This is a genomic window from Arthrobacter sp. ok909 (assembly GCF_900104405.1).
GTDB classification, from domain to species: domain Bacteria; phylum Actinomycetota; class Actinomycetes; order Actinomycetales; family Micrococcaceae; genus Arthrobacter; species Arthrobacter humicola.
In genome coordinates this window covers 113441-138709 of sequence record NZ_FNJS01000002.1, presented here as the reverse complement: position 1 = coordinate 138709, position 25269 = coordinate 113441, and the positions used below count along the sequence as shown (strand labels likewise).

The 25269-nt window shown below is 67.8% G+C and carries 14 protein-coding genes, 2 tRNA genes and 1 pseudogene; 7 read left to right on the top strand and 10 right to left on the bottom strand.

Features of this window, described 5'->3' with window-relative positions; genetic code table 11:
* Positions 1–26 precede the first annotated feature (26 nt).
* On the top strand, positions 27–1451 hold the full coding sequence (locus BLR03_RS02845) for a cryptochrome/photolyase family protein (RefSeq protein WP_091249130.1): 1425 nt from the start codon (positions 27–29) through the stop codon (positions 1449–1451).
* A 107-nt stretch (positions 1452–1558) separates the two neighbouring features.
* Here BLR03_RS02845 and BLR03_RS02840 read toward each other — a convergent pair.
* The 4 genes from BLR03_RS02840 to BLR03_RS02825 form a co-directional block, all read right to left on the bottom strand.
* Positions 1559–1635 (bottom strand) — tRNA-Met (locus BLR03_RS02840).
* A gap of 211 nt (positions 1636–1846) precedes the next feature.
* Positions 1847–1920: transfer RNA gene (locus tag BLR03_RS02835), tRNA-Met, on the bottom strand.
* 177 nt (positions 1921–2097) lie between these two features.
* Entirely contained in the window at positions 2098–5097 is a 3000-nt protein-coding gene (locus BLR03_RS02830; protein WP_091249127.1) for a UPF0182 family membrane protein, read from the bottom strand.
* Positions 5098–5311: 214 nt separating this feature from the next.
* Entirely contained in the window at positions 5312–6460 is a 1149-nt protein-coding gene (locus BLR03_RS02825) for a YlbL family protein (RefSeq protein WP_091249124.1), read from the bottom strand.
* 296 nt (positions 6461–6756) lie between these two features.
* Between BLR03_RS02825 and BLR03_RS02820 the strand changes: the two genes are divergently transcribed.
* Complete coding sequence (locus BLR03_RS02820) at positions 6757–8253, top strand: zinc-dependent metalloprotease (RefSeq protein WP_091249122.1); 1497 nt, start codon at positions 6757–6759, stop codon at positions 8251–8253.
* On the opposite strand, the gene BLR03_RS02815 is transcribed toward BLR03_RS02820, so the two are convergent.
* From BLR03_RS02815 to nudC, 3 genes are all read right to left on the bottom strand, one after another.
* Positions 8254–8874 (bottom strand): M48 metallopeptidase family protein, encoded by a 621-nt coding sequence (locus BLR03_RS02815; protein ID WP_091249120.1) that lies wholly within the window; start codon positions 8872–8874, stop codon positions 8254–8256.
* Positions 8874–11000 (bottom strand): ATP-dependent DNA helicase UvrD2, encoded by a 2127-nt coding sequence (locus tag BLR03_RS02810; protein WP_091249422.1) that lies wholly within the window; start codon positions 10998–11000, stop codon positions 8874–8876. Before BLR03_RS02810 ends, BLR03_RS02815 begins: the two co-directional genes overlap by 1 nt.
* Before the next feature lie 143 nt (positions 11001–11143).
* Positions 11144–12121, bottom strand: a complete 978-nt coding sequence (nudC, locus tag BLR03_RS02805) for an NAD(+) diphosphatase (RefSeq protein ID WP_254788134.1) — start codon at positions 12119–12121, stop codon at positions 11144–11146.
* A 325-nt stretch (positions 12122–12446) separates the two neighbouring features.
* Here nudC and BLR03_RS02800 point away from each other — a divergent pair.
* Positions 12447–13556, top strand: a pseudogene (locus BLR03_RS02800) (macrolide 2'-phosphotransferase); the annotation flags it as partial.
* 498 nt (positions 13557–14054) lie between these two features.
* On the opposite strand, the gene BLR03_RS02795 reads toward BLR03_RS02800, so the two are convergent.
* The 3 genes from BLR03_RS02795 to BLR03_RS02785 all read right to left on the bottom strand — a co-directional run bounded on the left by BLR03_RS02795 (position 14055) and on the right by BLR03_RS02785 (position 21555).
* Complete coding sequence (locus tag BLR03_RS02795; RefSeq protein ID WP_254788133.1) at positions 14055–17588, bottom strand: ATP-dependent helicase; 3534 nt, start codon at positions 17586–17588, stop codon at positions 14055–14057.
* Between the two features lie 122 nt (positions 17589–17710).
* A complete protein-coding gene (locus tag BLR03_RS02790) occupies positions 17711–21025 on the bottom strand; it encodes an ATP-dependent helicase (protein ID WP_091249417.1) in 3315 nt (1104 codons plus the stop codon).
* A gap of 113 nt (positions 21026–21138) precedes the next feature.
* Positions 21139–21555 carry an MGMT family protein gene (locus tag BLR03_RS02785; RefSeq protein ID WP_091249116.1) on the bottom strand — a complete coding sequence of 139 codons (417 nt, stop codon included), beginning with the start codon at positions 21553–21555 and terminating at the stop codon, positions 21139–21141.
* 107 nt (positions 21556–21662) lie between these two features.
* On the opposite strand from BLR03_RS02785, the gene BLR03_RS02780 reads away from it, so the two are divergent.
* The 4 genes from BLR03_RS02780 to BLR03_RS02765 all read left to right on the top strand — a co-directional run bounded on the left by BLR03_RS02780 (position 21663) and on the right by BLR03_RS02765 (position 25194).
* Positions 21663–22373: a 3'-5' exonuclease gene (locus BLR03_RS02780; RefSeq protein ID WP_091249114.1), complete on the top strand. Its 711-nt coding sequence runs from the start codon at positions 21663–21665 to the stop codon at positions 22371–22373.
* Positions 22374–22756: 383 nt separating this feature from the next.
* The gene (locus BLR03_RS02775; protein ID WP_091249111.1) at positions 22757–23692 is read left to right on the top strand and encodes an ABC transporter substrate-binding protein; all 936 of its coding nucleotides are present in this window, start codon (positions 22757–22759) and stop codon (positions 23690–23692) included.
* Positions 23693–23695: 3 nt separating this feature from the next.
* Positions 23696–24460: an amino acid ABC transporter permease gene (locus BLR03_RS02770; protein ID WP_091249109.1), complete on the top strand. Its 765-nt coding sequence runs from the start codon at positions 23696–23698 to the stop codon at positions 24458–24460.
* On the top strand, positions 24457–25194 hold the full coding sequence (locus BLR03_RS02765; RefSeq protein WP_091249108.1) for an amino acid ABC transporter ATP-binding protein: 738 nt from the start codon (positions 24457–24459) through the stop codon (positions 25192–25194). Before BLR03_RS02770 ends, BLR03_RS02765 begins: the two co-directional genes overlap by 4 nt.
* The last annotated feature ends 75 nt before the right edge of the window (positions 25195–25269 follow it).

Below are 25269 nucleotides of genomic sequence, written 5' to 3'. Positions count from 1 at the left end.
GTGGCTCCCGCGTGTAGCGTGGACCCATGTCTGCGACCCTTGTCTGGCTCCGTGACGACCTCCGGCTGGATGACAATCCTGCGCTGACGGAGGCCGCCGCCCTGGGCACACCCCTGACCGTTGTCTATGTCCTCGACGAGGAATCGCCCGGCGTCCGGCCGCTGGGCGGAGCCGTGAAATGGTGGCTCCATCACTCCCTGGCCGCACTCGCCGCCGATTTGGAGGCCGCGGGTTCGCGGCTGGTGCTCCGCCGCGGACCTGCCGCGCAGATCATCCAGGACGTCGCCGCGGAAACCTCTGCAGACACCTTGCTGTGGAACCGCCGCTACGGTGCGCCCGAACGCAGTGTCGATGCAGGCCTGAAGACCTGGGCCACGGCGGAGGGCATCGGCGCCACAAGCTTCCAGGCCAACCTCATGTTCGAACCGTGGACCGTGCGGACCGGCAGCGGGGGGCCCTACAGGGTCTTCACGCCGTTCTGGAGGGCCTGTGTGGCCGGCGCCGAACCCCGCATGCCCTTGACGGCCCCGGGCCGTCTGCCGGCCCCGGCACGCACCGGCGACGGGCGGCTGCCTGCAAGCGAGCCGCTGGACGGCTGGGGCCTGCTCCCCCGGCAACCCGACTGGAGCGCCGGCCTGGCCGCCACCTGGACACCGGGAGAAGCAGGCGCCCACAGCCGCCTGGCGGATTTCGTGGACGGGCCCGCAGCCGAATACGGCACCGGCCGCGACACCCCCGGCGTCGAAGGCACCAGCCGGCTGTCCCCGCACCTGCGCTTTGGCGAAATCAGCCCGTTCCGGATCTGGCACACACTGCGCGAACACTTTGCGCCGGGCGCACCGGCCGACGTCGGGATCTTCCGCTCCGAACTCGGCTGGCGGGAATTCTGCTGGCAGCTGCTCTACGAGAACCCGGACCTGGCGACCCGGAATTACCGGCCCGAGTTCGACCGCTTCGAGTGGCAGCCGCCCTCGGGAGCCGAGCTGGCGGCCTGGCAGCAGGGCGGCACCGGTTATCCGCTGGTCGACGCCGGCATGCGCCAGCTCTGGCACACCGGCTGGATGCACAACCGCGTGCGGATGGCGGCGGCGTCCTTCCTGGTGAAGAACCTCCTGGCCGACTGGCGGCTGGGCGAAGCGTGGTTCTGGGACACTCTGGTGGACGCCGATTCCGCGAGCAACCCGGCGAACTGGCAGTGGGTGGCCGGGTCAGGCGCCGACGCCTCGCCCTACTTCCGCATCTTCAACCCGGTCACCCAGAGCAAGAAGTTCGACGCGGCCGGCCGCTACCTGCGTCAGTTCGTCCCGGAGCTTGCCGGCCTGGACGACAAGGCGGTGCACGAACCCTGGAAGGCCGACGGCGCCGCCCCCGGCTATCCGCCACCCATCGTGGACCTTGCCGAAACCCGGGCCAGGGCACTGGCGACCTACCAGCGGCTCAAGGACGGCTGAGGCCCGGCGCAACCGCCGGACAACAGGTCAGGCGACGGGACAGGCAGGCAACGGGAAAGGCCCGGATCTGACGATCCGGGCCTTTCCTGTGCACCGCTGGTGCTTACTGGTTGCGGGGACAGGATTTGAACCTGTGACCTCTGGGTTATGAGCCCAGCGAGCTACCGAACTGCTCCACCCCGCGTCGCTTGATCAACACTACCGTACTTTCGGAGGCGCCATGACCACCTGCCCCCGCGGGCCCCTGCGCGGGGCTGATCCGGCACAGTCACGGAACGTGGCCGTGAACCAGGGCGGGGTGAGGGATTAGCGCCCGAGGGACAGAACACAGCGCCCCGGAGCTTAAAACAAAAGGTCCGGAACACTGTTTCCAGTGTTCCGGACCTCTTCTCCAGTTGCGGGGACAGGATTTGAACCTGTGACCTCTGGGTTATGAGCCCAGCGAGCTACCGAACTGCTCCACCCCGCGTCGCACTATCAACTCTACCTGCCGGTGAACTTGAGGCCAAATCGAGGTGACGTGATGTGCATCTCGCCGCCCGCGTGAGCCGCCCTGAAAGCCCACAGGCCGGGACTGCCTCTCCGTGAAAGGCAGTCCCGGCCTGTATGGCCTTCCGGGCAACGTGCGCCCGGTCCTACTGCAGCGTTAGCCGCCGGCTGTTGCTGACGGGGTGGCCGACGGCGTGGGTGACGCGACGCCTGCCGGTGCCGGTGTCGGCGTCACTTCCAGCTTCGCTTCGGCTTCGAGCGCCTTCTGCAGAGCGGCCGCGAGCTTCTTCTGCTGGTCACCGTATGCGGCGAAGTCACCCTTCGCGAGGGCGTCCTGGCCCGCCTTGATGGCAGCGTTGGCGTCATCGAGGGCGGCCTTCAGCTCCGCTTTGGCATCCGTGGTTCCGGGAGCCGGCGTGGTGCCTCCGGGGGCGGCCGGGGCTTGTCCCTTGTTCGCCGAGTCCCCTGCCGCCGCCCCGGAGTTTCCGCCGAACAGCTGGTTCAGTGCCTCGTTCAGCGTCGGCGCGAAGCCGATCTTGTCGCCGAACGCCACGAGGACCCGTTGCAGTGTCGGGTAGGAGGTTTCACCCGTGGACCGCAGATATACGGGCTGGACGTACACCATGCCGCCACCGACCGGCAGGGTCAGGAGGTTGCCGTTGAGCACCGCCGACGCACCCTGGCGCAGCAAGTTGAGGGCCTGCGAAACGGTGGGGTCGGAGTTGAACTTGTTCTGCGCCTGGCCGGGGCCGGGGACCTGGGTTTCCGGCGGGATCTGCAGGAGTCTGAGCTGGCCGTAGCTGGCCGCCTTGACGCCCTTCTGGCTGCCTGCGTCGGAGTCTGCGGCCAGATAGCCGTACAGCACGTTGCGGGCATTGCCGTTGACCACCTGCGGGATGAACGACGAGGTCAGCTGGAACGCCGGCTTGTCCTGGTCGGGCATCTTCAGCGACATGTAGTACGGCGGCTGTTTGACCTCGTCCTGGACGGTGGGGTCGTTCGGGACGGACCACGCGTCATTGTTGGTGTAGAAGGCGTCCGGGTTGGTCACGTGGTAGCGGCCAAGAAGTTCGCGCTGGACCTTGAACAGGTCCTCCGGGTACCGCACGTGGCTCATGAGCGCACCGGACATCTCCGAATACGGCTTCAGGGACGTCGGAAACACCTTCTGCCAGGCCTTCAGTACGGGGTCCTGGTCGTCCCACGCGTAGAGCGTGACGGAGCCGTCATAGGCATCCACGGTGGCCTTGACCGAGTTGCGGATGTAGTTCACCGAGCTGTTCGGCAGGGCTACCGTCCGGTTCGCGGCGGTCTGGGAGTCGGCCGTGGCGGCGGACAGCTGCTCCTGCTGGGAGTAAGGGAAGTACGGGCTGGTGGTGTACCCGTCCACGATCCACTTCACCCGGCCGTCGACGACGGCGGGGTAGGCGTTGCCGTCCACCGTCAGGTACGGCGCAACCTTCTCCACGCGGTCCCGCGGGTTGCGGTCGTAGAGGATCTGCGAGTCGGCGTTAACGCCGTCGGAGAGCAGCATGTCCGAGGACTGGAACTTGATCGAATAAAGGATCTTGTTGAAGAAGCTGCCGACGTTCGGGCCGCCGTTGCCGGTGAAGGTGTACTGCGTTTCGCCGTCGCCTTCCTTGGCCGCGGGGCGGTCCTGCTCACGGTGGGGTGCGCCCTCCGGCGCGCCGACGATCGAGTAGTCTGGCGAGTTCTCGCCGAAGTAGATGCGGGGCTGGTAGGTCGTGTCGTTGCCGAGCACACCGGTGGACGGGATGCCCGCCTGCAGGAAGTCCGGCTTGCCGTCCACGGTGAACGTGTTGCCCTTGGCCGCGACGACGCCATAGCCGTGCGTGTAGACCACGTGCCGGTTCAGCCAGGACTGCTGGTTGGTGGCGAGTCCATCCGGGTTGAGCTCACGGACCGCGATGACCGTGTCCTGGGTCTTGCCGTCGATCTGGTAGCGGTCCACGTTCAGGGCCTTGGGGAACTGGTAGTAGGGCCGGTACTGCTCAAGTTGCGAGAACGCATCCGAGATCAGGTTCGGATCCAGCAGGCGGATGTTGGCGGTGGTCTGCGCATCGGGGGCCAGTGCACCGGTGGTGGCGTTGGTGGTGGCGTTGTACCGACTTTCCTGGACCTTATCCAGGCCGTAGGCGGCACGGGTCATGGCGATGTTCCGCTTGATGTATTCGTTCTCCAGTGTCTGCTCCGAGGGCCGGACCTGGAACTGCTGGATGACCCACGGGTAGACACCGCCGGCAAGGATGGCCGTGATGACCAGCATGGCGGTGCCGATCACCGGAAGCCGCCACTTGCCGATCACTGCGGCGACGATGAACAGCACGGCCACAAGGCCCGCGGCCACAGCCAGGATGGACTTGGTCGGAATGACGGCGTTCACGTCCGTGTACAGCGCACCGGCCCAGCGGCCGCCGTTGTTCTGCACCGTGGAATAGCGGTCCAGCCAAAAGTTGACGCCCAGCAGCAGGAGGAAGGCGGCGCCCGTGACTGCCAGGTGGATCTGTGCGGCGCGGCTGGTGAAAATCCCGCGTTCCATGATCCGGATGCTGCCGTAGAGGTAGTGGGTCAGGATGCCGGCGAGTCCCGCGACCACCGTGACGCTGATCAGAAACCCGGTGACGAAGCCGAGGAAGGGAAGAGTCATGAGGTAGAAGCTGATGTCCAGGTTGAACTGCGGATCGTTCTGGCCGAACGGCTCCTGGTTCAGGAATAGGAGGACTTTTTGCCATTGGCTGGCGGCGGCGCTACCGGCGAAAAGGCCAAAGAGGATGGGAATACCCACCATCACCACGCGCCGGATGGGTTCGAGCTGGACCTGGTAGCGGTTCAGGTTGTCCCGGATTTCCGAATCGGGGGCATAGACCGGCCGCGCGTGGTAGGCAATGCGGATGGCGAAGAAGACGGCGGCAAACATGACGGCGAACCCGGTCAGGAAAATCACGATCTTGGACACGTTTTCGGTCAGGAACACTTCGAAGAAGCCCAGCTGCTGGTACCAGAGGACATCCGTCCAGACATTGGCGAAGAAGATGAATCCGACCACGATCAGGGCCACGATGATCAGCGTTGGCGTCAGGGCGCCGCGTCGTGTCTGGGGTCTTCCGGGCGGGACAGTGCTGGCGGGACGGGACAAACTCGGTACCTCATAGCTGGTCGTCTACTGCGGGTTTTTAGTTATTCGTCGCTGCTGTGATTCAGTCCTGCGACAAAGTGCCGTATTGCAGGGTTGATGCATTCTAACGGCCTCCCCCGCCGTTCCGTCAGTGCCCTACAGCAGGGTCCCCGACGGACGGCAGCGGCCGTCATTAGTGCCACGAGTGACGCGGGTGCTTAGTTCCGCGGCCAGTCTAGTTGCTGGTGCACACGGGGAGGCCGGATGTGTCGCCGCCTGAAGCGGCCAGTTCAACTGCTTTGCGTGCGTCCGTGAGGTTCTCCACCTTGACGACTTGAAGCCCGCCGGGAATGTGGCCCACCACGTCCTCGCAGTTGGAAGCCGGCGCCAGGAACAGCGTGGCCCCGCCGGACCGTGCTCCCTGCATTTTCTGGGCGATCCCGCCGATGGGCCCCACGGCGCCGTCGGGGGAAATGGTTCCCGTGCCCGCGATGTGCTTGCCTCCGGTCAGATCCCCGGGGGTGACAGTGTCAATGATGCCGAGAGCGAACATCATGCCGGCGCTGGGGCCGCCGACCTTGTCGAGGGAGATCTTGACGTCAAAGGGGAAGGTGAACTTGTACTGCAGTATGACGCCGAGGATGTAGCGGCCGGCACTGTTCTTGGCTGGAGTAATGGTGGCGGGCACTTGGCTGCCGGCACGGTCCACGATGACCTTGACGGACTTACCGTTGCCTGCGGCCAGTTCTGCCTGGACGACGCCGAGGGACGTGATGGGCTTGTCATTGATCGAGACCAAAACGTCGCCCGACTGCAGCACCCCCTTCGAGGCGGAGTCGTCCGGGAGCCCGGCGACCTGCATTTTCTGCTCGAACGGGATGTTGAGTTCTTTCAGTGCCGCGGCGACGGCGTTCTCCTGGGAGGTGGTCATCGCCGTGGCGCTCTCCTGCTGGGATTGTTCCTTCGTCACCCCGGTCGGGAACAGCAGTTCCTGGGGGTAGACGGCCTTGGTGCCGTTGAGCCACGCGGAAAACGCCTCGAAGACGCTGACCGGTCCGTTGGGGCCGCCGTCGACATAGACCGTGGTGAGATCCAGGTTGCCCTTGGCGGGAAAGGTCTCGTGGCCGGTGACGCTGATGACCGGCTTGCCGTTGTCCTCGCCGATGGTGTTGAACGTGGGCCCGGGAGACTCGACCACGTAGGGCACCGGCAGGATCACCGCGGTGATGCCGAGCGCCAGGGTCAGCACCCCCGAGACGAGCATGGCTGACGAGCGGTTGCCGCGCGTCCGCGGGGCGCCGGTGCCCGGAAGGCGCATCCTTCGGCCCCGGACCGGCCCGGCCGCGGGGTCGCTGGCGGGCTGCTCACCCTGGGTGATTGTCATTGAACGACCTCTCCGTGCCGGCGCGGGGGCGGCGGCCCCTGACAGGATTCCTGACAGGACAACCCTGTCAGGACAAGCCTGCCAAGGCATCCTGACAGGACGCCTTGAGCCCGCACCTGGGCCACAGCCTAACCCGAGGCTGCCGCGTGCAAATATTCCAACTTCCAAGACTACGCGTTGGGCGGCCAGGATGGCTCTTTGCCTACAGCGAACGTGGCGCGGTTTCGGCAGACAGCCGCTCTTGCAGGGGGGTACCGTGAAGTTGAGAAACAGCCACACCGACGATCGGCGGGATCATGACCTCCAACCCACTCAATCCGTCCAATGGCGACGAGGAACCCAAGGATCCCCTGGCAGAAATGCTCAAGAACCTGATGGGCGGCCAGGGCATGGGCAACATCGACCCCGCTGAACTCGCCAAGGCAGCAGGCCTGCCGGACGACCCGAACCTCCTGGCCCAAATGTTCTCGCAGGTGCAAGCGATGATGAGCGCTCCGTCAGAGGGGCCCGTCAATTGGCAGCTGGCGCATGAGAACGCCCGGCGCGTGGCCGCCAGCGGATCGGATCCCTCGGTCACGTCCCAGCAGTCGCGCGAAGTCGACGAGGCCCTGCGGCTCGCCGAGCTCTGGCTCGACCAGGTCACGGGGCTTCCCGCCACGGGACTGATCGGCCGGGCCTGGTCTCGTGCCGAATGGGTCGAGGAAACCCTTGGAACGTGGAAGCGGCTGACCGAGCCCGTCGCCAACAGCATTGCCAACGCACTTTCCGCTGCCATGACCGAGCAGATGCCCGAGGAAATGAAATCCATGATGGGTGGCGCCTCCTCGATGATCCAGAACATGGGCGGGGCGATCTTCGGCATGCAGCTGGGTCAGGCGATCGGTGCCCTCTCGGCCGAGGTTGTCAGCTCGACGGACATCGGCGTTCCCCTGGCCGATCTCGAAATGGCGCTTCTGCCGGCCAATGTGGCGAAATTCGGTGAGGGCCTCAGCCTGCCCGAGAACGACATCCGCCTGTTCTTGGCAGTGCGCGAGGCAGCCCACGCCCGGCTGTTCGTGCAGGTCCCGTGGCTGCGCGGACATCTCCTCAGCGCGATCGAGGCCTACGCCCGCGGGATCCACATCGACACGTCCAAGATCGAGGAACTGGCACGGGACATCGACCCCAGCAACCCGGAAGGCATCCAGGAGGCGCTCTCCCAGGGTGTCTTCATGCCGCAGCGCACACCCGCCCAGGAACAGGCCCTCGAGAAGCTGGAGACGGCCCTCGCCCTGGTGGAGGGCTGGGTGGACGAACTCACGTGGGGCGCCACCGAGAAGCTGCTGCCCTCCGCCGCCGCACTGCGCGAGACCGTCCGGCGGCGCCGGGCCACCGGAGGCCCCGCGGAGCACGCGTTCTCCTCCCTCGTGGGGCTTGAGCTGCGGCCGCGACGGCTCCGCGAGGCCGCCACGCTCTGGGCTTCGCTCAAGGCCGAACGCGGGATCGAGGGCCGCGACGCCGTCTGGCAGCACCCTGATCTGCTGCCCACAGCGGAGGACTTGGATGATCCGCAGGGCTTCAGCGAACGCCGCAAGCTTGCCGAAGCCAGCGACAGCGAGGTCGATGACGCCCTGCAGAAGCTGCTGGACGGAGGCTTCGACGAGCCCGCTGACACTGGTTCCGCCGCTTCCGACGCCTCTGCCTCCAGCGCACCTGAGGAGTCCGCCGGTTCCGGTCAGGAACCGCCGGCAGCCACTGAGGAAGACCAGAGCGGCGACGGCGGGCCGGAAGCGGGCGGCAGCCCCAAAGCGTAGCTAGTTGGCCCCGGCCGGGACTTCGGTTCCGTCCGGGGCTTCGTCGTATCCCCCGCCGGGCGCCAGGCCCCGTGACGTCGCGAACGAGACGCCCTCGAGGAATGCCTTGGCGCGCTCCGTCTCGGGGTACGCCGTGAGCAGCCGCCAGAAGGCGGCGTCGTGGCCGGCCACCAGCAGGTGGGCGAGTTCGTGGAGCAGCACATAGTCGATCACCCACTGGGGCATGGGCTGAAGTTTGGCCGAGAGCCGGATGGTTCCTTCCGACGGGGTCGCCGAACCCCAGCGCGAGTTCTGGTTGGTGACCCAGCGGACGGAGGACGGCACCGCCCTCCCGCCCAGGTACTTCGCGGAAAGTTCGGCGGCGTGGGCGGCAAGATCGGCATCGCTGCGGGGGCGCCGCCGGCCGGCACCGGCCGCGCCGCGAGCTCCTTGGAGCCGAAGCTTCTCGAGCATCCGGTGGACCCATTCCCGTTCCTGGGCCCTGGAGAACGAGGCGGGGATGGCGACTACCGCGGTGCCGTCTTCCCAGAAAGCGGCAACAGTCCGGCGGCGGCGGGCGGACCGGCGGACGACCACCGGGGCGCCGTCGGCGGTGGTCAGCGGTGTAGTGGGGCCGGCCATCAGTGCCCTGTATTTTCCGCCAGGACCGTCAGGACGGCCTCGCCATACTTTTCCAGCTTGGACGGGCCCACGCCGGCGAGTTTGGCCAACTGTTCCAGGGATTCGGGGCGGGCCTCGGCGATGGCGGTCAAGGTGGCGTCGGTGAACACGACAAACGCCGGGACGTCGGCTTCCAGGGCCACGTCCTTCCGCCATTGCCTCAGCGCGTCAAACGTCTGTTCCTCGTAGGTGGGCGGGCACTGGTTGCAACGCCCCACCTTGCGTTCCGCGCCGCTGGAGAGCATGCTTCCGCAGACCCGGCACGACGCCGGGACGGCGGCTTTCCGGCGCGGCGCGGCGCCCTTGCCGCGGAGGTGCGAACTGGCCACCGAGTCGGGTCGCAGGCCGTCCAGGAAGCGTGAGGGCTTGCGGTTGGCCCGCCCGCCCGGTGTCCGGGCGGTGGACCAGGACAGCGACAAATGTTCCCGGGCGCGGGTGATGCCCACGTACAAAAGCCTGCGTTCTTCATCCACCGCTTCCGGAGTGTCCGCGAAGGAGATCGGCATGAGCCCCTCGCTGAGTCCGACCAGGAACACAGCGTCCCATTCCAGGCCTTTGGCGGCGTGCAGCGATGCCAGGGTGACGCCCTGGACGGTCGGTGCGTGCTGGGCCAGAGACCGTTCCTGGAGCTCGTTGACGAAGTCGGAGAGGCTGAACTGCTCCCCGCGGCTGATGACGAGTTCGTCGGCCAGCGCCACGAGGGCGGCCAGCGATTCCCAGCGTTCCCGGAGGGCGCCGCCGCTGTGGGGCGCCGCGTCGGTGTAGCCAAGGGAGGCCACGATGTCGCGGACCAGCTGCCCGAGCGGCTCGGGAGTGGCGGTTTCGGCAGCGGCCCGGGTGGCGGCCCGGAGCTGCAGGATGGCGTCGCGGACTTCTTTCCGGGCGAAGAACCGTTCACCGCCGCGCAGCTGGTAGCCGATTCCTGCCGCGGCCAGCGCCTGCTCGTAGGCTTCGGACTGTCCGTTGGTGCGGAAGAGGACGGCGACCTGGCTGGCCGGTGTGCCGGCGTCGAGGAGTTCGCGGATCCGGGCGGCGACCGTGGCGGCCTCGGCCTCGTCGTCGGAGCACTCGGTAAACTGCGGAACCGGGCCGGCGGGCCGCTGGGCCACGAGCTGCAGCGGCGTCGCCCATGCGGCGTCCGCCAGAGGGCCGCCGCTGCGCCGGCCCGCAAGGAGGTCGTTGGCGAGCTTGACCACCTGCGGAGTGGAGCGGTAGTCCCGGATCAGCTTGACGACGTGAGCCTCGGGATACATCGCCTTGAAGCCGAGCAGGTGCTTCGGCGAGGCACCGGTGAAGGAGTAGATGGTCTGGCTGGCGTCGCCCACGACGCAGAGGTCGTCGCGGCCGCCAAGCCACAGCTCCAGGAGCCGCTGCTGCAGCGGCGAGACGTCCTGGTATTCGTCGACGACGAAGTGCCGGTACTGTTCCCGGACGGTCGCCGCCACCTTGGGGTCCTCCTGAAGAATGCCGACGGTGATCAGCAGCACGTCCTCGAAGTCGATGACGTTGCGGTCGGTCTTGACGTCCTCGTAGGACTGGAAGACTCTCGCCACAGCGGTCAGGTCGAAGCCGCCCGGAGTGCCGCGACCTTGGGCGTTTTCCAGGTAGTTCGCCGGGGTGAGCATGGAGACCTTGGCCCACTCGATTTCGGAGGCGAGGTCGCGGATGGAGGCGCGGTCCGTGCTAAGCCGGAGCCGCCGCGCGGCCTCGGCGATCATCTGCGCCTTGTGGTCCAGCAGGTTGGGCAGCGTTCCGCCGACCGCCTGCGGCCAGAAAAACTGCAACTGGCGCAGTGCCGCGGCGTGGAAGGTGCGGGCCTGGACGTTGCCGACGCCCAGGTCACGGAGCCGGCTGCGCATCTCGGCGGCCGCCCGGGCGGTAAAGGTGACGGCCAGGAGCCGCTGCGGGCTGTACACGCCCGAGTGCACGCCGTAGGCGATCCGGTGCGTGATGGCGCGGGTCTTGCCAGTCCCGGCGCCGGCCAGCACGCACATGGGTCCCTGCAGGGTGCTGGCGACCTCGCGCTGTTCGGCGTCGAGGCCGCCGAGGATCCGTTCCTCGAGCGAGCGCGTGTCCGCTGCGGGCAGGGCGTCGGACGTGGATCCGTCGGATACAGTGCCGCCGGATCCGGTGGTCTCGCCGCCAAGGAGGGTGCTGAAGTTCAATTTCTCTGTGGTCACTTTTGCTGCTCAGTCGGTAGTCGGTGTCCTGCGGATGGGGGCAGGCCGTGTCAGGCGCTGTCTGCGGCGTCCTGGATGACGCCTCCGTACCAGTGTTCAATGAGGGACCGGGCGATGGAGAGCCTGCTGGAAATGACGATCTCGCCGCTTAGGACGGCTTCCTGCAGTTCGCTGCGGCTGAACCAGCGCGCCCGGGTGACCTCGACGCCGTCGGGCCGGGCTTCGGTGTCCGACGTCGTGGCCGTGAAGCCGAGCATCAGGGAAGCGGGGAACGGCCAGGACTGCGACCCGAGGTATTGGGAGGCGGTGACGCGGACCCCGACTTCCTCGCCGATCTCGCGCAGCACGGCCTGTTCGAGCGACTCCCCCGGTTCGACGAAGCCGGCGAGGGTGGAATAGTTCTTGGCGTCGAGGGGACCGCCGCCGCCAAGCAGAAGCCTCCCGTCGGACCCCACCACGGTCACGATGATCGCCGGATCCGTCCGGGGATAGTGCTCTGAGTTGTCGGCCGGACAGCGGCGGACCCAGCCGCCGGCTTCCGCCTGCGTGGGCGTGCCGCACCGCGGGCAATGAGTGTGGGTGGCATGCCAGTTGGCGATGGCGCTGGCTTCGATGAACAGTGCCGTGTCCGTGGGGTTCAAACGTGCGGCGACCTCGCGGAAGCCGGCCCACTGAGCATCGGCGGGGATTCCGCTAATGTGGGTTTCGAATTCCTCGGCCCGCACTTCGAACTGGGCCGGCAGCACAAACAGGACCAGCTCCGTGCCGGCCTCAAGGTCCGACCCTGCCAGGGCCGAGCCGAGGTAGATGACGTGTTCCGGGGCATACGGGGTGTTGGCCAGATGTTCGGCGAGTTCGGCCGCGCTGAGCAGTACGAGGCTGTGGTCGCTGACCAAGGCCTGGCGGCCGGAGAGCACCATGGCCCGCGCCGACCCCGTGCCGAGCACCTCCGCGAGCATTCCGGGTTTCAGCCGGGCCGCGGACCCGCGGTCGATCAGGGCCGGGCGCACCGGAAGGACCGTATCCATCAGGTGGTTTGCCGGCAGAAGCTGCACCGGGGGTGCCGCACCTTCGGGTGCCGCGGGTTCAGTGGGCGTATTCCCTGACTTCTGGGACGGGGTTGGTGACGGGGTTGGTGACTCCGCAAGACTCATGTACCCACCGTACTGACTCGGGCCGACAATTGACATTTGCCACCCACGCGACCGGGCACTCCCCGGGGGCGCCCCGGATATGCCGTTTGCCCCGGTGCTGGCCCTGTTTTGTCCCTGTTTTCTCCCTGTTTTTGCACCGATCTCAAGACTCGCCGGAGGGCATCGCTGTCTTGGGCGCCGCTCAATCTACCGTGGGAGGGTGAGAAGGAAACCAATCGAGCTGGCAGCTGTAGCGACTGCGGCGGTACCCGGCCTGACCCCGACCGCCGTCAGCTCTGCGCCCGACGATCCGGCAGACTTTGACGCGGCCCTCCTGCTGGACTCGGAGGGCAAGCGTTGGCGCGTCCGTTCCCCCCGGCACGCCGAGGCCAGCGCCCGGCTGGAAACCGAATTCCTGGTGCTGCGGGCCTTCGCCCCCGGTATCCGGGCCGAGCTGCCGTTCCTCATGCCCACGGTGGCGGGAACAGTCCGGCAGGGCCAGCTCAGCACGTTCGTGTACTCCCACCTCGCCGGCGCCACCCGCTCCCTTGACGACCTCAGCAGCGGCTCCCCCGCCCTCGCACGGGAAATCGGGGCGGCACTGGCTGCAATCCATGACCTTCCGCGGTCGATCGTGAGCAATGCCGATCTGCCGAGCTACACGCCCAACGAATTCCGCCAACGGCGCCTCAACGAACTCGATCAGGCCGCCACCACCGGAAAGATCCCCCCACTGCTGCTGCGGCGCTGGGAACACGCCATGGAAGACGTCTCCCTCTGGCGCTTCAATCCCTGTGTTGTTCACGGCGACCTCCACGAGGACAATCTGCTCGTGGACGGCCACCGCGTGACCGCCGTTACGGGCTGGACCGACCTGCGCATCGGCGACCCGGCTGACGATATGGCCTGGCTGGTCGCCTCGAACGAACAGGACTTTGTGAACGCCGTCCTGGATCACTACACCTCCAGCCGGCGCGACGTACCCGATGCCCACCTGCTGCGGCGTGCGGCGTTGTCGGCCGAATTCGCTTTGGCCCAGTACCTCGTCAAGGGCATGGCGGCCGGCAACCAGGACATGATCGACGAAGCCGAGTCCATGCTCGCCGCGCTGGCCGACGACGTCGCAGAATACGGCGGCCAGCCCATCAGTGTGGAACCGCTGCCGCGGCCGGTCGAGGCACCCGAAACGGGCGCGGAACGAGGCGACGTCAGTGCCGGTGCGCCCACGACGGCGTCAGCGGCTCCGGCCGCGCCGGCCGCAGGAACGGCGCCTGCCGTCGGCAAGGTCACGATGCTTCCTTTGGAGCCGGTACCCGCCCCGGACGCCTCTCCCGCTCCCAGTGCTTCGGCGCCTGGTCCGGGCGTCGGTGCCAAGGCCGCCGTGCACGTCACGCCTATCCCCCGCGAGGCGGACGCCGCTGCCCCCGGCTCGGCCGTGCAGCCTCTCACCAACGCAGGAACAGACTCCCGGCCTGATGCCGGCACCCCGGACGCGCCCAGGCCTGGCGCCAGCGGACAGGCCGCCGGCGAGGGCACAACGGTCACCAGCGCCGCACCGAACGACACAAGCCCCGGTGACAACGCCGCCGCAGCTGTCCCGCAGGCTGATGCCACGACGGCTGATACCCGGGACGACGGCGTCCAGGCGGTAGCCCCCGCTGCCGGAGACGCGTCGACGCAATCAATCGCCGTCGTGCAGCGGAGCTCGGGCAAGGAGCCGGACTCAGTGAACGAGCCGGAGTCCGGCGACAACACGTCAACCGCCGCCATCACCGTAGTAGACATAACGTCCCGGTAGGGCCCCGCCGGAACCAGTGGCGGATCCTAGCTAGGATCCCTTAGCCGTCGCCACCGTTGTCCCCCCCAGCGCCGCGGCCACGATTTCCTCAAGCTTCTCCGCTGATCCGAGGTCATGCGGACGGACCACCTGGTTGTCGGCCACGTAGTAGAACGCCGCCCGGACATCCTCGAGCGGGACCCCTTTGAGCCGGGCCCAGGCCAGGCGGTACACGGCGAGCTGGACAGCCTTCACCTTCAGCTGGGCTGCAGACGGGCGCCGCCCGGTCTTCCAGTCCACAAGGTCCCAGCCGCCGTCAGCATCGCGGAACACGGCGTCGATCCGACCCCGGACCACGACGTCGCCAATCCGAGTCTCGACCGGGACCTCGACGTGGGCCGGGGCGCGGTGTGCCCACTCGGACTGGCGGAAGGTTTCCACCATGGACTCCAGGCCGTAGGCTTCGTCGATGTGGTCATCAGCCCCGGCCGCCTCGCCCAGGTCCAGCATGCCGGCTGCGCCGAAGTATTCCTCCACCCAGGCGTGGAAAGCCGTGCCTTTTCGGGCCAACATCCCCGGTTCGCGCGGAACCGGCCGCCGCAGGCGGGCCACAACCGAGTCCGCATCATCGTCCAGGTCCACGAGGGTGGACGCCGAGATATGGCCGGGAAGATGCACATCCTGGACCACCGAACGCCGTGACCGTCGTTCGAGCAAAGTGGCCGCCTCCTTGGCCCACCCGGCCGCCAGCCCGCGCAGGGCAGGGCGCCGTTCCTCGTCACCGCCGGAACGTTCCCGGACCGGATCCGGGACGTTTTCCGGTCCGCCGTCAGGGCCATCATGGGAGTCGAAGGCAGGACCGGCTTCGGGGGCGCCGCCCATCGCCTGCAGGACCCGCGCCGCGGCTGATTCCATGGCCGCTCGGCGTCCCCTGACAAGCCTCAGCCGCTTGCCCGTCCGGGGGTCAGACGGCCCTTCCAGGGGGTCATACGGCCACGCGGCGACTTCAAGTTCGGAGGTCAGGGGGCTTTCCGCCGGCAGCGCGTCCTCGCTGACGGACAACGGATGAATTTCGGCGGCGCCTTCTGCCGTGAGGCCCTCAAGCTCGGCAAGGAAGGGTGACATTTCAGCCAGTCCGGCGCGCGATCCCACCCATGCGGCACTTGAAATCCAGAGCACATGTTTGGCCCGGGTGTAGGCCACGTAAGCCAGGCGCCGTTCCTCGGCTTCGCCGTGCACCTGGACGGCGGACTTGAACTCCTTCTCCGCATCAAGCCAGCCTTTCTGGTCCGGCTGATCCAGGTCCCATTGGGGGAGATCGGCGCGGTCACCGCGCAGCGGCCACGGCAGCGCCGCGCTTCCGCTGCTCCACCGCGAGTCCCTGCTGCTGGGAAACGCCCCGGAGTTGAGCCCGGGAACGAACACGACATCCCATTCCAGGCCCTTGGAGGCGTGCACGGTCAGGAGCTGGACGGCTTCGCGGTTCACCTCGGGCGTTGCGGCATCGAGACCGTTTTCCTCTGCAGCCGCAGCTTCCAGCCAGGCAAGGAAAGCCAGGACGTCCACCCGCTGGGAGGTGTGCAGGAACCCGGCGGCGGCGTCCTGGAAGGCGTCCAGGTTACGGCGGGCCTGGTGGATGCTGATCCCGGGCCGCGCCGCGACTTCGATGTCCAGGAGCATGGCCCGTTCCACCTCGCCGAGCAAGGTGGTGAGGTCGTCCCCCATGTAGCTGCGCAATTGCCGGAGCTCGTCGGAGAGCCGTTGCAGGCGGTCGCGGGCCTCGGGGCTCAGCCGGCGGCCATGCGCGGAGGTCCAGCCTTCGCGGGGCAGCCAGTCCAGAGCTTCGACCAGGCTGGCGGAGTCCGTGATGTCACCCTCAATCACGGCGTCGTCGTCAGTATCCTCGGCGGCACGCCCCGCGTCGTCGGTATCGGGGCTGCCGGGGCGGCCCCGGCGGCGGGCCAGGAAACTGGACCAGTCCCGCAGTGCCATCAGGTCCGCCGGGCCGATCCGCCACCGCGCACCGGCCAGCAGGCGCATGAGGGAGTCCGAGCGGCCGGGGTCGGCCAGGACGCGGAGCGTGGCGACAAGATCGATGATTTCGGGGGTGTCCAGCAGCCCGCCAAGCCCGACGATTTCGTAGGGTATGCCGCGAAGTTCGAACTCGCGCCGAATGCACTCCATCTGTGCCCGCCGCCGGCAGAGGACGGCCATGGCCGGAGGCACCGGATCGGCCTGCGCGGCATCGAAGTCCGTCACCCGGAACTTCAGGACGTCCCCCGCGATGGCCGCCGCCTCGGCCTCGTCCGTGGCGAACCGTCCCATGACGACCCTGCCTTGGACCGCGGCCGGGCTGGGCTGCAGGGGCGGGACCTCGACGGCGTCGGGGGTGTCCCGGGCCCCGGCGGGCCCGAGGCTGGCCGCGGCCTTGCTCAGCGGCGCCGAAATGAGGTTGGCCGTGGCGAGGATGTTGCGCCCGTTGCGCCACGCGGTGGTCAGGTATGACGTCGGCGCCACGGCAAAGCGCGGGGCCGTGCCGGCCGCGCCCGTGTCCTGGTCTCCGCCGGAGCCTTCGACGCCGGCATCTTCACCGCTGACACGGATCGGGAATTCGCGGACGAAGTGGAAAAGCTGTCCCGCGGATGCTCCCCGGAAGCCGTAGATGGACTGGTTCGGGTCCCCCACCGCGGTCACGGCATGGCCGTCGCCGAAGAGCCGGGAAAAGAGGACCAGCTGGGCGTGCGACGTGTCCTGGAATTCATCAAGCAGCACCACCTTGTAGCGCTGGCGCTCGGTTTGGGCGGCGACCGGAATCTCGCGGGCCACCCGTGCCGCCAAGGCCACGAGATCGCCAAAGTCCAAGGCACCGCGGGACCGCTTCGCCTCGGAATAGCGGCCCACCATCTCCGCGACGCTGGCCCGCGTGCGCAGCATCGCGCTGAGGTCGCCGGCGGCCTGGGTGGGGTTCTTCTTGGCGTCGGCGACGTAGGGAAGCGACTCGAACGCGGCGATCCGTTCCTGCAGCCAGCCACGGACCTCGGCCGGGTCCTGCAGGTGCTCCGCGCACTCCCCCGCCAGTTGGATCACGGCCTTGACGAGGGTCGATTTGGCGGACCGGAAGTGTTCGTAGTCGCCGTCGAAGGCTTCCACCACCTCGCTGGCGAGCTGAAACGACTGCGCGCCCCCGAGCAGCACGACGTCGCGTTCGACGCCAAGCCGGAGGCCATAGTCGGAGACAATGCCGCTCGCGTACGAGTGGTACGTGGAGACCTTCGGTTCGAGCGCATCTGCGCTCAGCAGCCCGGCAGGAAAAACGGCATTCCCCGTGTCGGCCGCCGCGATGCGCTGCAGCGCGGCCAGCTTGGCCCGGATCCGGGAGGCGAGCTCGCCGGCGGCCTTGCGGGTGAAGGTCACGCCGAGGACTTCCTCCGGCCTGACCCAGCCGTTGGCCACGAGCCACACCACCCGGTCCGCCATGGTGGCGGTCTTCCCCGAGCCCGCCCCGGCTATGACGAGCCGCGGGGTGAGGGGCGAGGAAATGATCAGGGACTGTTCGGCCGTGGGGCTGTTCTTTTCCCCCAGCATTGCCGACAGTTCCTCCGGGCTGAACCGAGGGACGGGAAGGGGCCCGACATTCGGGGCCGTATTGCGGGCCGCGTCCGGTGCCGCATGTGGGTCTGCCAGGCCGGTCGGCGGCGCCTCGGGGGTCATTCAGTTACCTGCTTTCCCCGCACGCACAGCGGGCACACTTCGGGGAGCCGGCAGCCGTGGCCGCCGTGGCCTCCCTTGGACGGATCATGGCGGGCCTGGAAGGTGCTGCCGGACATCACCTGGGCGGCGTCGCCGACCATCTCCAGCGCCCAGTTGTCCTGGGGGTCGAGCGGGGCCTGGGCCTGGATGCCCGGGCTTTTGGTTGTAGTGCCGAGCTGGGCCAGGACGGCACCGCCCGGCAGCGGCGGCGGCCCGTCGTCGGGGCCGGCAAAGCCGCCAGCCAGCACCGCGGCCTGGTAGGCGCCGAGCTGCGGGTGACGCTCCAGATCCGCCTTGCCGGGCTGGCGCTTACCGGTCTTGAGATCCACGATCACCAGCCGGCCGTCGGCGTCGATCTCCAGCCTGTCCACCTGGCCCCGGAGCACGGCGAGCCGCGCCGGCCCCGCGCTCCCGCCGTCGCCGGACTCAGGTCCGGCGACGGGCTCCGCCGGAAGGTCCGGCAGCTTCACCTCGAAGTCCTGCTCGACGCCGACCAGGCTCCGGCCTTCGCTCCGCATGACCAGGACATACTGGGCCAGCTTGCGGACCATGGACTCGGCCCGCTGAAAATCCAGCTTGCCCTCCCAGTTGTCCTTCATCCCCAGGGTGGGCCAGCGCCGGACGAGTTCCGCCACATATTCGCTTCCCGAGGCATCGGGAAGGTCCTGCGCGATGGCGTGGACCAAGGTTCCCAGGCTGCGGGCAAAATCCGTGGCGGCTTCTCCGCCTGCGGCCTGCACGAACCAGTCCAGCGGCGATTTCTGCACCGTTTCGACCTTCGAGGGCGAGACGAAGACGGTTCCGCCGGCAGGAACAACCGGCTCGTCGGAAGACAACTCGGCCAGCCCCCACCAGCTCGCCGGGTGCGCGCCCGGAACCGGCGGCCGGGCGGTGGCCAGGACGCCCAGCACGGCCGCGGCCTCGGCCGATTCGGCAGCTTTGGGATCCAGCTGTGCATACTGGCGCAGCTCCGCGACGAGGGCCCTGAGGGTCAGCGGACGCTCCACCGGGGTGAAGCCCCGGCGGTCCTGTCCCGGGCGCAGCGGCGCCACATAGTCCAGGAAAGAGGACGGTTGCTCGTCCTCCGAGGACACCGCCGTGCAGATCAGCACCTCGCGGGCCCGGGACACCGCGGTCGAAAAGCTCCTCAGTTCGTCATAACGGATTTCGCGCAGCCGGCTCAGCGGATCGAGTTGCAGGGCATACTCGACGCCGTGTTCGACGGCGTCGGCGAACAAGGTGCTGCCGAGCAGTTCGCCACGCAGCCGGGTGTTGGGCCACACGCCCTCTTGGAGTCCCGGCACAATCACCACAGGCCACTCCCGGCCGGCGGCACTGGCAGGGGTCATGAGTTCCACAGCGTCTTCCAGCTGCGCCCTGGCGGCCAGGGTATCCATGGGGAGCTCCTGGCTGAGCAGGTATTCGAGGAACTGCTCCGGTCCGGAACCGGGCAGCTGGTCGACGAAGCGCTCCGCGGTATGGAACAAGGCCATCATGGCATCGAGGTCACGGTCGGCCCGGGCACCGGCTGATCCGCCGGCCAGGGCGGCCTCGGTCCAGCGGGTGGCCAGTCCGGTCGAATGCCAGAGCGCCCACAGCACCGTCTCGGCGTTACCGCCGGGGGCCTCGGCGGCGTCGCGCCCGGCCCGGATCATCCGGGCAATGCGGCGGGCCGAATGCCCTTCGATGCCCAGTGTCGCCAACGCTCCGGGCTCCAGCAGGGCCTCAACGAGGAGGGCGTCGCTGGTCCGTCCGCCGCCGCCGAGAAGTTCCTCGCGGCGGAGCGATTGCCGCAGCCTCCGCAACTCAATCGAGGTGGCGCCGCCGATCCGGGACGTCAGCAAGGACACGGCCGATTCTGGCGTGAGCGCGGCCGGGTCAAGGGCGACGGCGTAGGCATCCAGCAAGGGACGCACTGCGACCTCGTCCCGGACCGCCGATTCGGCCACGGGAATCCGGACCGGAATGCCCTGGCCGGCGAGGTACCGCTGCAGCTGGCTCAGCTGGCCGCCGTTGCGCACGATCACGGCGATGTCCCCGAGGTCCCGGGCGTCGTTCAGCTGGGCTTCGAGGATCCGCTGCGCCACATACCGCAGTTCATGGACCGGAGACGGCAGCAGGTGTGCCTCGACCGTCCCAGGATTGACGTCGGCGCCACGGGGCGGCCCGGCCGGAGCGGGGTCCGGTGTGGGGTCCAGCGTGGGGACCGGGTCCGGCGTGGGCAGGGGCTCAGGCTGTTCGAGCCGGCGTGCGGACAGGCCACCGGACCGCAGGGAGATGCGCCCGGCCACCGACAGCCACGACTCCGCCACGGCCGGGGCGTGCCGATGCGCAATCCAGAGGGGACGTTCCAGGATCACTCCGTCGGCGGCCAGGAGACGGGGAAGCTCGGCCACGAGATCCGGGCGCGCCCCGCGGAAGCCCTGAACCACGGTGTCCGGCGAGGCGGTGATGATGGCGTCCTTGCCGGCTGCGATGTCGGCAAGCAGTTCGAAGACCGCGGGGTTCGCTTCCTGGATGTCGTCCACGAGGATCAGCTGAAGGCGCTCGCGTTCGGCCGCGAGGAAATCCGGGGCGTCCTGGAAGATCTGGCGTGCTGCGGTGATGATGCCGGCGGGGTCGAAGGCCTCGGGCATGCGCAGGTCCAGGACGTCACGGTACTCGGAGTACAGGGCGGCTGCCGGAATCCAGTCGGGCCGGTTGCACCGCCGGGCCAGGGCCGCGAGGTCCTCCGCCGTCCGCCCGGATTCGATGATGCGGTCGAAGAGTTGGCGCACTTCCTGCCGGAAACCGCGGGTCTGCAGGGCGGCGCCCAGATCCTCCGGCCATGGCAGCTCGAGGCCGGGCAGCGCATGCCCTTCGAGCAGTTCCTTGATGATGAGGTCCTGCTCCGGGCCGGAGAGCAGCTTCGGCTGGCGCGGCAGCGGCAGGATGCCTTCCGCTTTGGCGCGGCGGATCAGATCGAAGGCGTACGACGCCCAGGTGCGGGCCGGCGTCGTGCTCAGGCTCCGGTCCAGGCGGGCTGTGAAGCGGTCGCGGAGAGTATCGGCGGCGAGCCTGCCGGGGGCCAGGATGAGCATCCGTTCCGGGTCCAGGCCGTCACGTTGGGTGCGGTGGACGGCGGCTTCGACGAGGACCGTCGACTTCCCCGTGCCCGGCGCGCCCGGCACCAGAACGGGGCCGGAGCCCGGCGGGACCTCGACGGCGGCGAGCTGGTCGGGCGACAGCACCGGGACCGCGCTGTGGTGGGTCCGAGGAGGCAACAACCGCAACCCCACACCCGCTGCCGGCCCCGTTCCCGTGCCAGTTCCCGGACGGGGATGGGACGCGGACCGCTGCAGGTCCGGATCGAAGCTTTCGGGCTGCTGAACCTCGGTCACTTTACTCACACAGTCATCTCATCATCCGGTACCGACAATTTATGCAACTCCCGCTCGAGCCGCTCAGCGATGGCATCTATCCGGTCGAAGTCGGCGTCGCTGGGCGCCCACCGGCCGGCGGCCAGGTTCACGCGCCAGCGTCCCTCGCCGGTCCGCAGGAAGTCGGCGTGACTGCCCAGCAGCGGCGTGCCTTCCTGCAGGTACAGCGTCAATGCCTCGCGCTCATGTCCGGGCGGCGCATCCCCGCTGGCCTTCAGGACCCGCCACCACGGCACGTGGCTGCCATAGTGGCTCATGACGGAACCGACCTGGCGCGGACCGCCGGAACCAAGCAGCTCCGCAACGTCGCCGTAGGCCACCGCGGTGCCGGCCGGGATCAACGCCACCAGCTCCAGCACCGCCTCCACATACTCCGCTCGCATCGATCCAGCCTAGCTGGCCACGGGTCGCGTCAGTGCAGGCCCCGCACCCGGGCGGCACGCGCCGGGAGCGGTCAAAAACTGTCGGAGGCAGCAGGTAGCGTTGAAGCATGAGCACCTGGAACAGCCTTCCCCGCGCAGCCTTCGACCTCGAAACAACGGGCCGCAACTCCCGCTCGGCGCGGATCGTCACCGCATCCGTCACCGTCGTGGACGCCGGCGGCGAGGTGATCAAGGAGCATGAGTGGCTCGCCGATCCCGGCGTCGAGATTCCCACCGAGGCCAGCGACGTCCATGGCATCACCACGGAGCAGGCCCGCCGCGACGGCAGACCTGCCGCCGAGGTGACACGCGAGCTCGCTGCCGTCTTGCAGGAACTGTTCGATGACGGCGTACCCGTTATCGCCTTCAACGCCAGCTACGACTTCACCGTGCTCGCCGCCGAGTCGGCCCGCTACGGCGTCCCGCAGTTGAGCCGCTTCCCCGTCCTGGACCCGTACATCATGAACAAGCAGGTGGACCGGTACCGCAAGGGCAAGCGCACGCTCACCGCCCTGTGCGAGGAATACGGCGTCAATCTGGACAACGCCCACACCTCGGCCGCCGACGCCCTGGCAACCTTGCGCATGCTCGACGCCATGGCCGGAAAATTCCCCAAGCTCAGGATGCCGGCGGCCAACCTGCACCAGCTCCAGGTCGAATGGGCCTCGGCCCAGGCCGCGGATTTCCAGAGTTACCTGCGCAAGACCAAACCGGCCGCCGTCATTGAAGGCGACTGGCCCGTCCTGCCCCCGGAAGACGCCAGCCGCGGCGACTTCTAGACTGCCGGTCTGCACTTCGGGAATACTTCTTAATACGAAACGTTCGGCGGCAAAAAAGGCTCGCCTAGTCTTCCCCGCCGCCCAATTCCAGCCATTGAGACGGAACTCACACGCCCCGGGGCCTCCAACTGCCCGGCTCGTCCACGCCGATGATTCCGCCGTGACCGTCCGGCGCTACCCGGAACACCGACCATGACGCAGGAGGATGAAGATACTTCGCGGTGGGTGCACTTACCCGCTGATTAATTCGGATTGAATCCGCGTCCACACCGGATGACACAATTATCTTTCGCGGCTTGCCTGCCCATCCGGCGCCCAAGCCAGCAGCCGGGGCCCGATGAGTCGCCCCGCCCCACTGAATTTCAGACGAAAGTGATTGCGTGATGAAAAGCAAAGCCTTGAAGTGGCTGACAACCGTTCCCGTGGCACTCGCCGTGGCGGTCTCCCTTGCAGCGTGCGGCGGCGGGTCGGCGCAGACCACGGCGTCACCGACGGATGCGCTCAAGGGCAGCGACCAGACTTCCCTGGACAAGTACACCACCAAGGACGTCACCCCCCTGGACAAGATTGACAAGGCCAAGCTCGGCCTGATCAGCGACGGAACCCTCACCGTGGGAACCCTGTCGGACGCCCCGCCGAACATCTACATCGACAAGTCCGGCAAATTCACCGGCTACGACAACGAGCTCCTGCGCGCGATTGCGGACAAGCTGGGCCTCAAGGTGGAGTTCAAGTCCACCGGCTTCGCGTCGCTGCTCTCCCAGGTCGCGAACAAGCAGTTCGACCTCGGCTCCTCGTCGATTTCCACCACTGATGCCCGCCGCAAGACCGTAGGCTTCACCAACGGCTACGACTTCGGCTACATGGCCGTCGTTGCCAAGAAGGACTCCAAAGTCAAGGGCTTCAAGGACCTGACCAAGGACACCCGCATCGCCGTGGTCCAAGGCACTGTGCAGGACGACTACGTCACGAACACCCTCCAGATCGAGCCGGTCCGCTTCGAGGACTACAACACCGCCTACGCGAACTTGAAGAACGGACAGGTTGACGCCTGGGTCGCACCGTCCCAGCAGGCCACCGGCCAGGTCAAGGAAGGCGACGGCACGGTCATTGCCGAGTCGGTCGTGAACACCCAGAACTTCACCGCCTACGCCGTGAACAAGGACAATCAGGCCCTCATTGACGCGCTGAACTCCGGCCTCGACGCCGTGATTGCAGACGGCACCTGGTCCAAGCTGACCAAGGAATGGTACCCGGACCGCGAGACCCCGGCCACGTGGTCCCCGGGTTCCAAGGCTGTCACCGTTCCGAAGTCCTAGTCCATGGATGCACTCGATCAACTCGTAAAGACCTTCTTTGACTGGGAGGCGATGGCGGCCGTCCTGCCGAACATGATTACGGTCGGCCTGCCCAACACCCTGATCCTCGCGGTTTCCTCGGGCGTGCTCGGGTGCATCCTGGGCATGGTCCTGGCCGTCATGGGAACGTCCCGCATCACTGCGCTGCGCTGGCTCTCCCGGATCTACACGGACATCTTCCGCGGCGTCCCCGCCATTGTGGTCATCCTCCTCATCGGCATCGGGCTCGGACCCGTGGTCCGGGAACTCACCGGATCCACCAATCCGTTCCCGCTCGGTATCCTCGCCCTGACGCTCATGGCATCCGCCTACATCGGCGAGATCTTCCGCTCGGGCATCCAGAGCGTGGAGAAGGGCCAGCTGGAAGCGTCCCGGGCCTTGGGCTTCAGCTACGGCGACTCCATGCGCCTCGTGGTGATCCCGCAGGGCATCCGCCGCGTGCTGCCGGCGTTGGTCAACCAGTTCATCTCGCTGATCAAGGACTCCTCCCTGATCTATCTGCTCGGCCTGCTCGCCAGCCAGCGCGAGATCTTCCGCATCGGTAACGATGCCGCCGCCAACACGGGGAACCTGTCACCGCTGATCGCCGCGGCGTTCATGTACCTCATCCTGACCGTTCCGCTCACCCACTTGGTCAACTACATCGACAACCGCCTGCGCACCGGCCGTCCGGAGAAACGGCAGCCGGACGACGCCGCGGCCCTGATCGGGAAGGGAGCACAGCCATGAGCGAATTCGCTTCCGGTTCGCTGACCGGCAAGAACCTCCACCTGTCCTTCGGCTCGAACCATGTCCTGCGCGGCATCGACCTGCACGTCGAGAAGGGCACCACCGCTTCGGTGATCGGACCCTCCGGATCCGGCAAGTCCACGCTCTTGCGCGTCATGAACCGCCTGATCGAACCGGATCAGGGCGACATCCTGCTGGACGGCCGCTCGGTCCTGAAGGACAACCCGGACGAGCTTCGCCAGCGGATCGGCATGGTGTTCCAGCAGTTCAACCTCTTCCCGCACAAGACCGTCGTGGACAACGTCTCGCTCGCGCTGCGGAAGCTGCGCAAGCTGCCGGCCGAGCAAGCCCGGGCTGAGGCTCTCGAGCAGCTCGACCTCGTTGGACTCAAGCACAAGGCCGACGCGCGTCCTGCCAACCTCTCCGGCGGCCAGCAGCAGCGCGTCGCCATTGCGCGCGCCCTGGCCATGAAGCCGGAAGTGATGTTCTTCGACGAGGCCACCTCGGCCCTCGACCCGGAGCTCGTCAAGGGCGTGCTGGCGCTGATGGCCGACCTCGCCAAGGGCGGCATGACCATGGTGGTGGTGACCCACGAGATGGGCTTCTCCCGCAACGTTTCGGACACTGTGACGTTCATGGACGGCGGCGTCGTCGTGGAGTCCGGCCCGCCGGAACAGATCTTCACGGACCCGCGGACCGAGCGGCTGCAGGGCTTCCTCGCGGACGTTCTCTAGTTCGCCTGCCGCCCTTCCAGCGCTGCCGGCGTTTGCAGCGTTAACGACTGATGGCACCCGCGCTGCGGGTGCCAT

Bases quoted from the DNA above. Each gene is read 5' to 3' on its own strand.
- BLR03_RS02825 (WP_091249124.1), bottom strand. From the start codon at position 6,460: ATGACAATCACCCAGGGTGAGCAGCCCGCCAGCGACCCCGCGGCCGGG.
- BLR03_RS02845 (WP_091249130.1), top strand. From the start codon at position 27: ATGTCTGCGACCCTTGTCTGGCTCCGTGACGACCTCCGGCTGGATGAC.
- BLR03_RS02765 (WP_091249108.1), top strand. From the start codon at position 24,457: ATGAGCGAATTCGCTTCCGGTTCGCTGACCGGCAAGAACCTCCACCTG.
- nudC (WP_254788134.1), bottom strand. From the start codon at position 12,121: ATGGATACGGTCCTTCCGGTGCGCCCGGCCCTGATCGACCGCGGGTCC.
- BLR03_RS02815 (WP_091249120.1), bottom strand. From the start codon at position 8,874: ATGGCCGGCCCCACTACACCGCTGACCACCGCCGACGGCGCCCCGGTG.
- BLR03_RS02785 (WP_091249116.1), bottom strand. From the start codon at position 21,555: ATGCGAGCGGAGTATGTGGAGGCGGTGCTGGAGCTGGTGGCGTTGATC.
- BLR03_RS02775 (WP_091249111.1), top strand. From the start codon at position 22,757: ATGAAAAGCAAAGCCTTGAAGTGGCTGACAACCGTTCCCGTGGCACTC.
- BLR03_RS02820 (WP_091249122.1), top strand. From the start codon at position 6,757: ATGACCTCCAACCCACTCAATCCGTCCAATGGCGACGAGGAACCCAAG.
- BLR03_RS02780 (WP_091249114.1), top strand. From the start codon at position 21,663: ATGAGCACCTGGAACAGCCTTCCCCGCGCAGCCTTCGACCTCGAAACA.
- BLR03_RS02770 (WP_091249109.1), top strand. From the start codon at position 23,696: ATGGATGCACTCGATCAACTCGTAAAGACCTTCTTTGACTGGGAGGCG.
- BLR03_RS02795 (WP_254788133.1), bottom strand. From the start codon at position 17,588: ATGCTGGGGGAAAAGAACAGCCCCACGGCCGAACAGTCCCTGATCATT.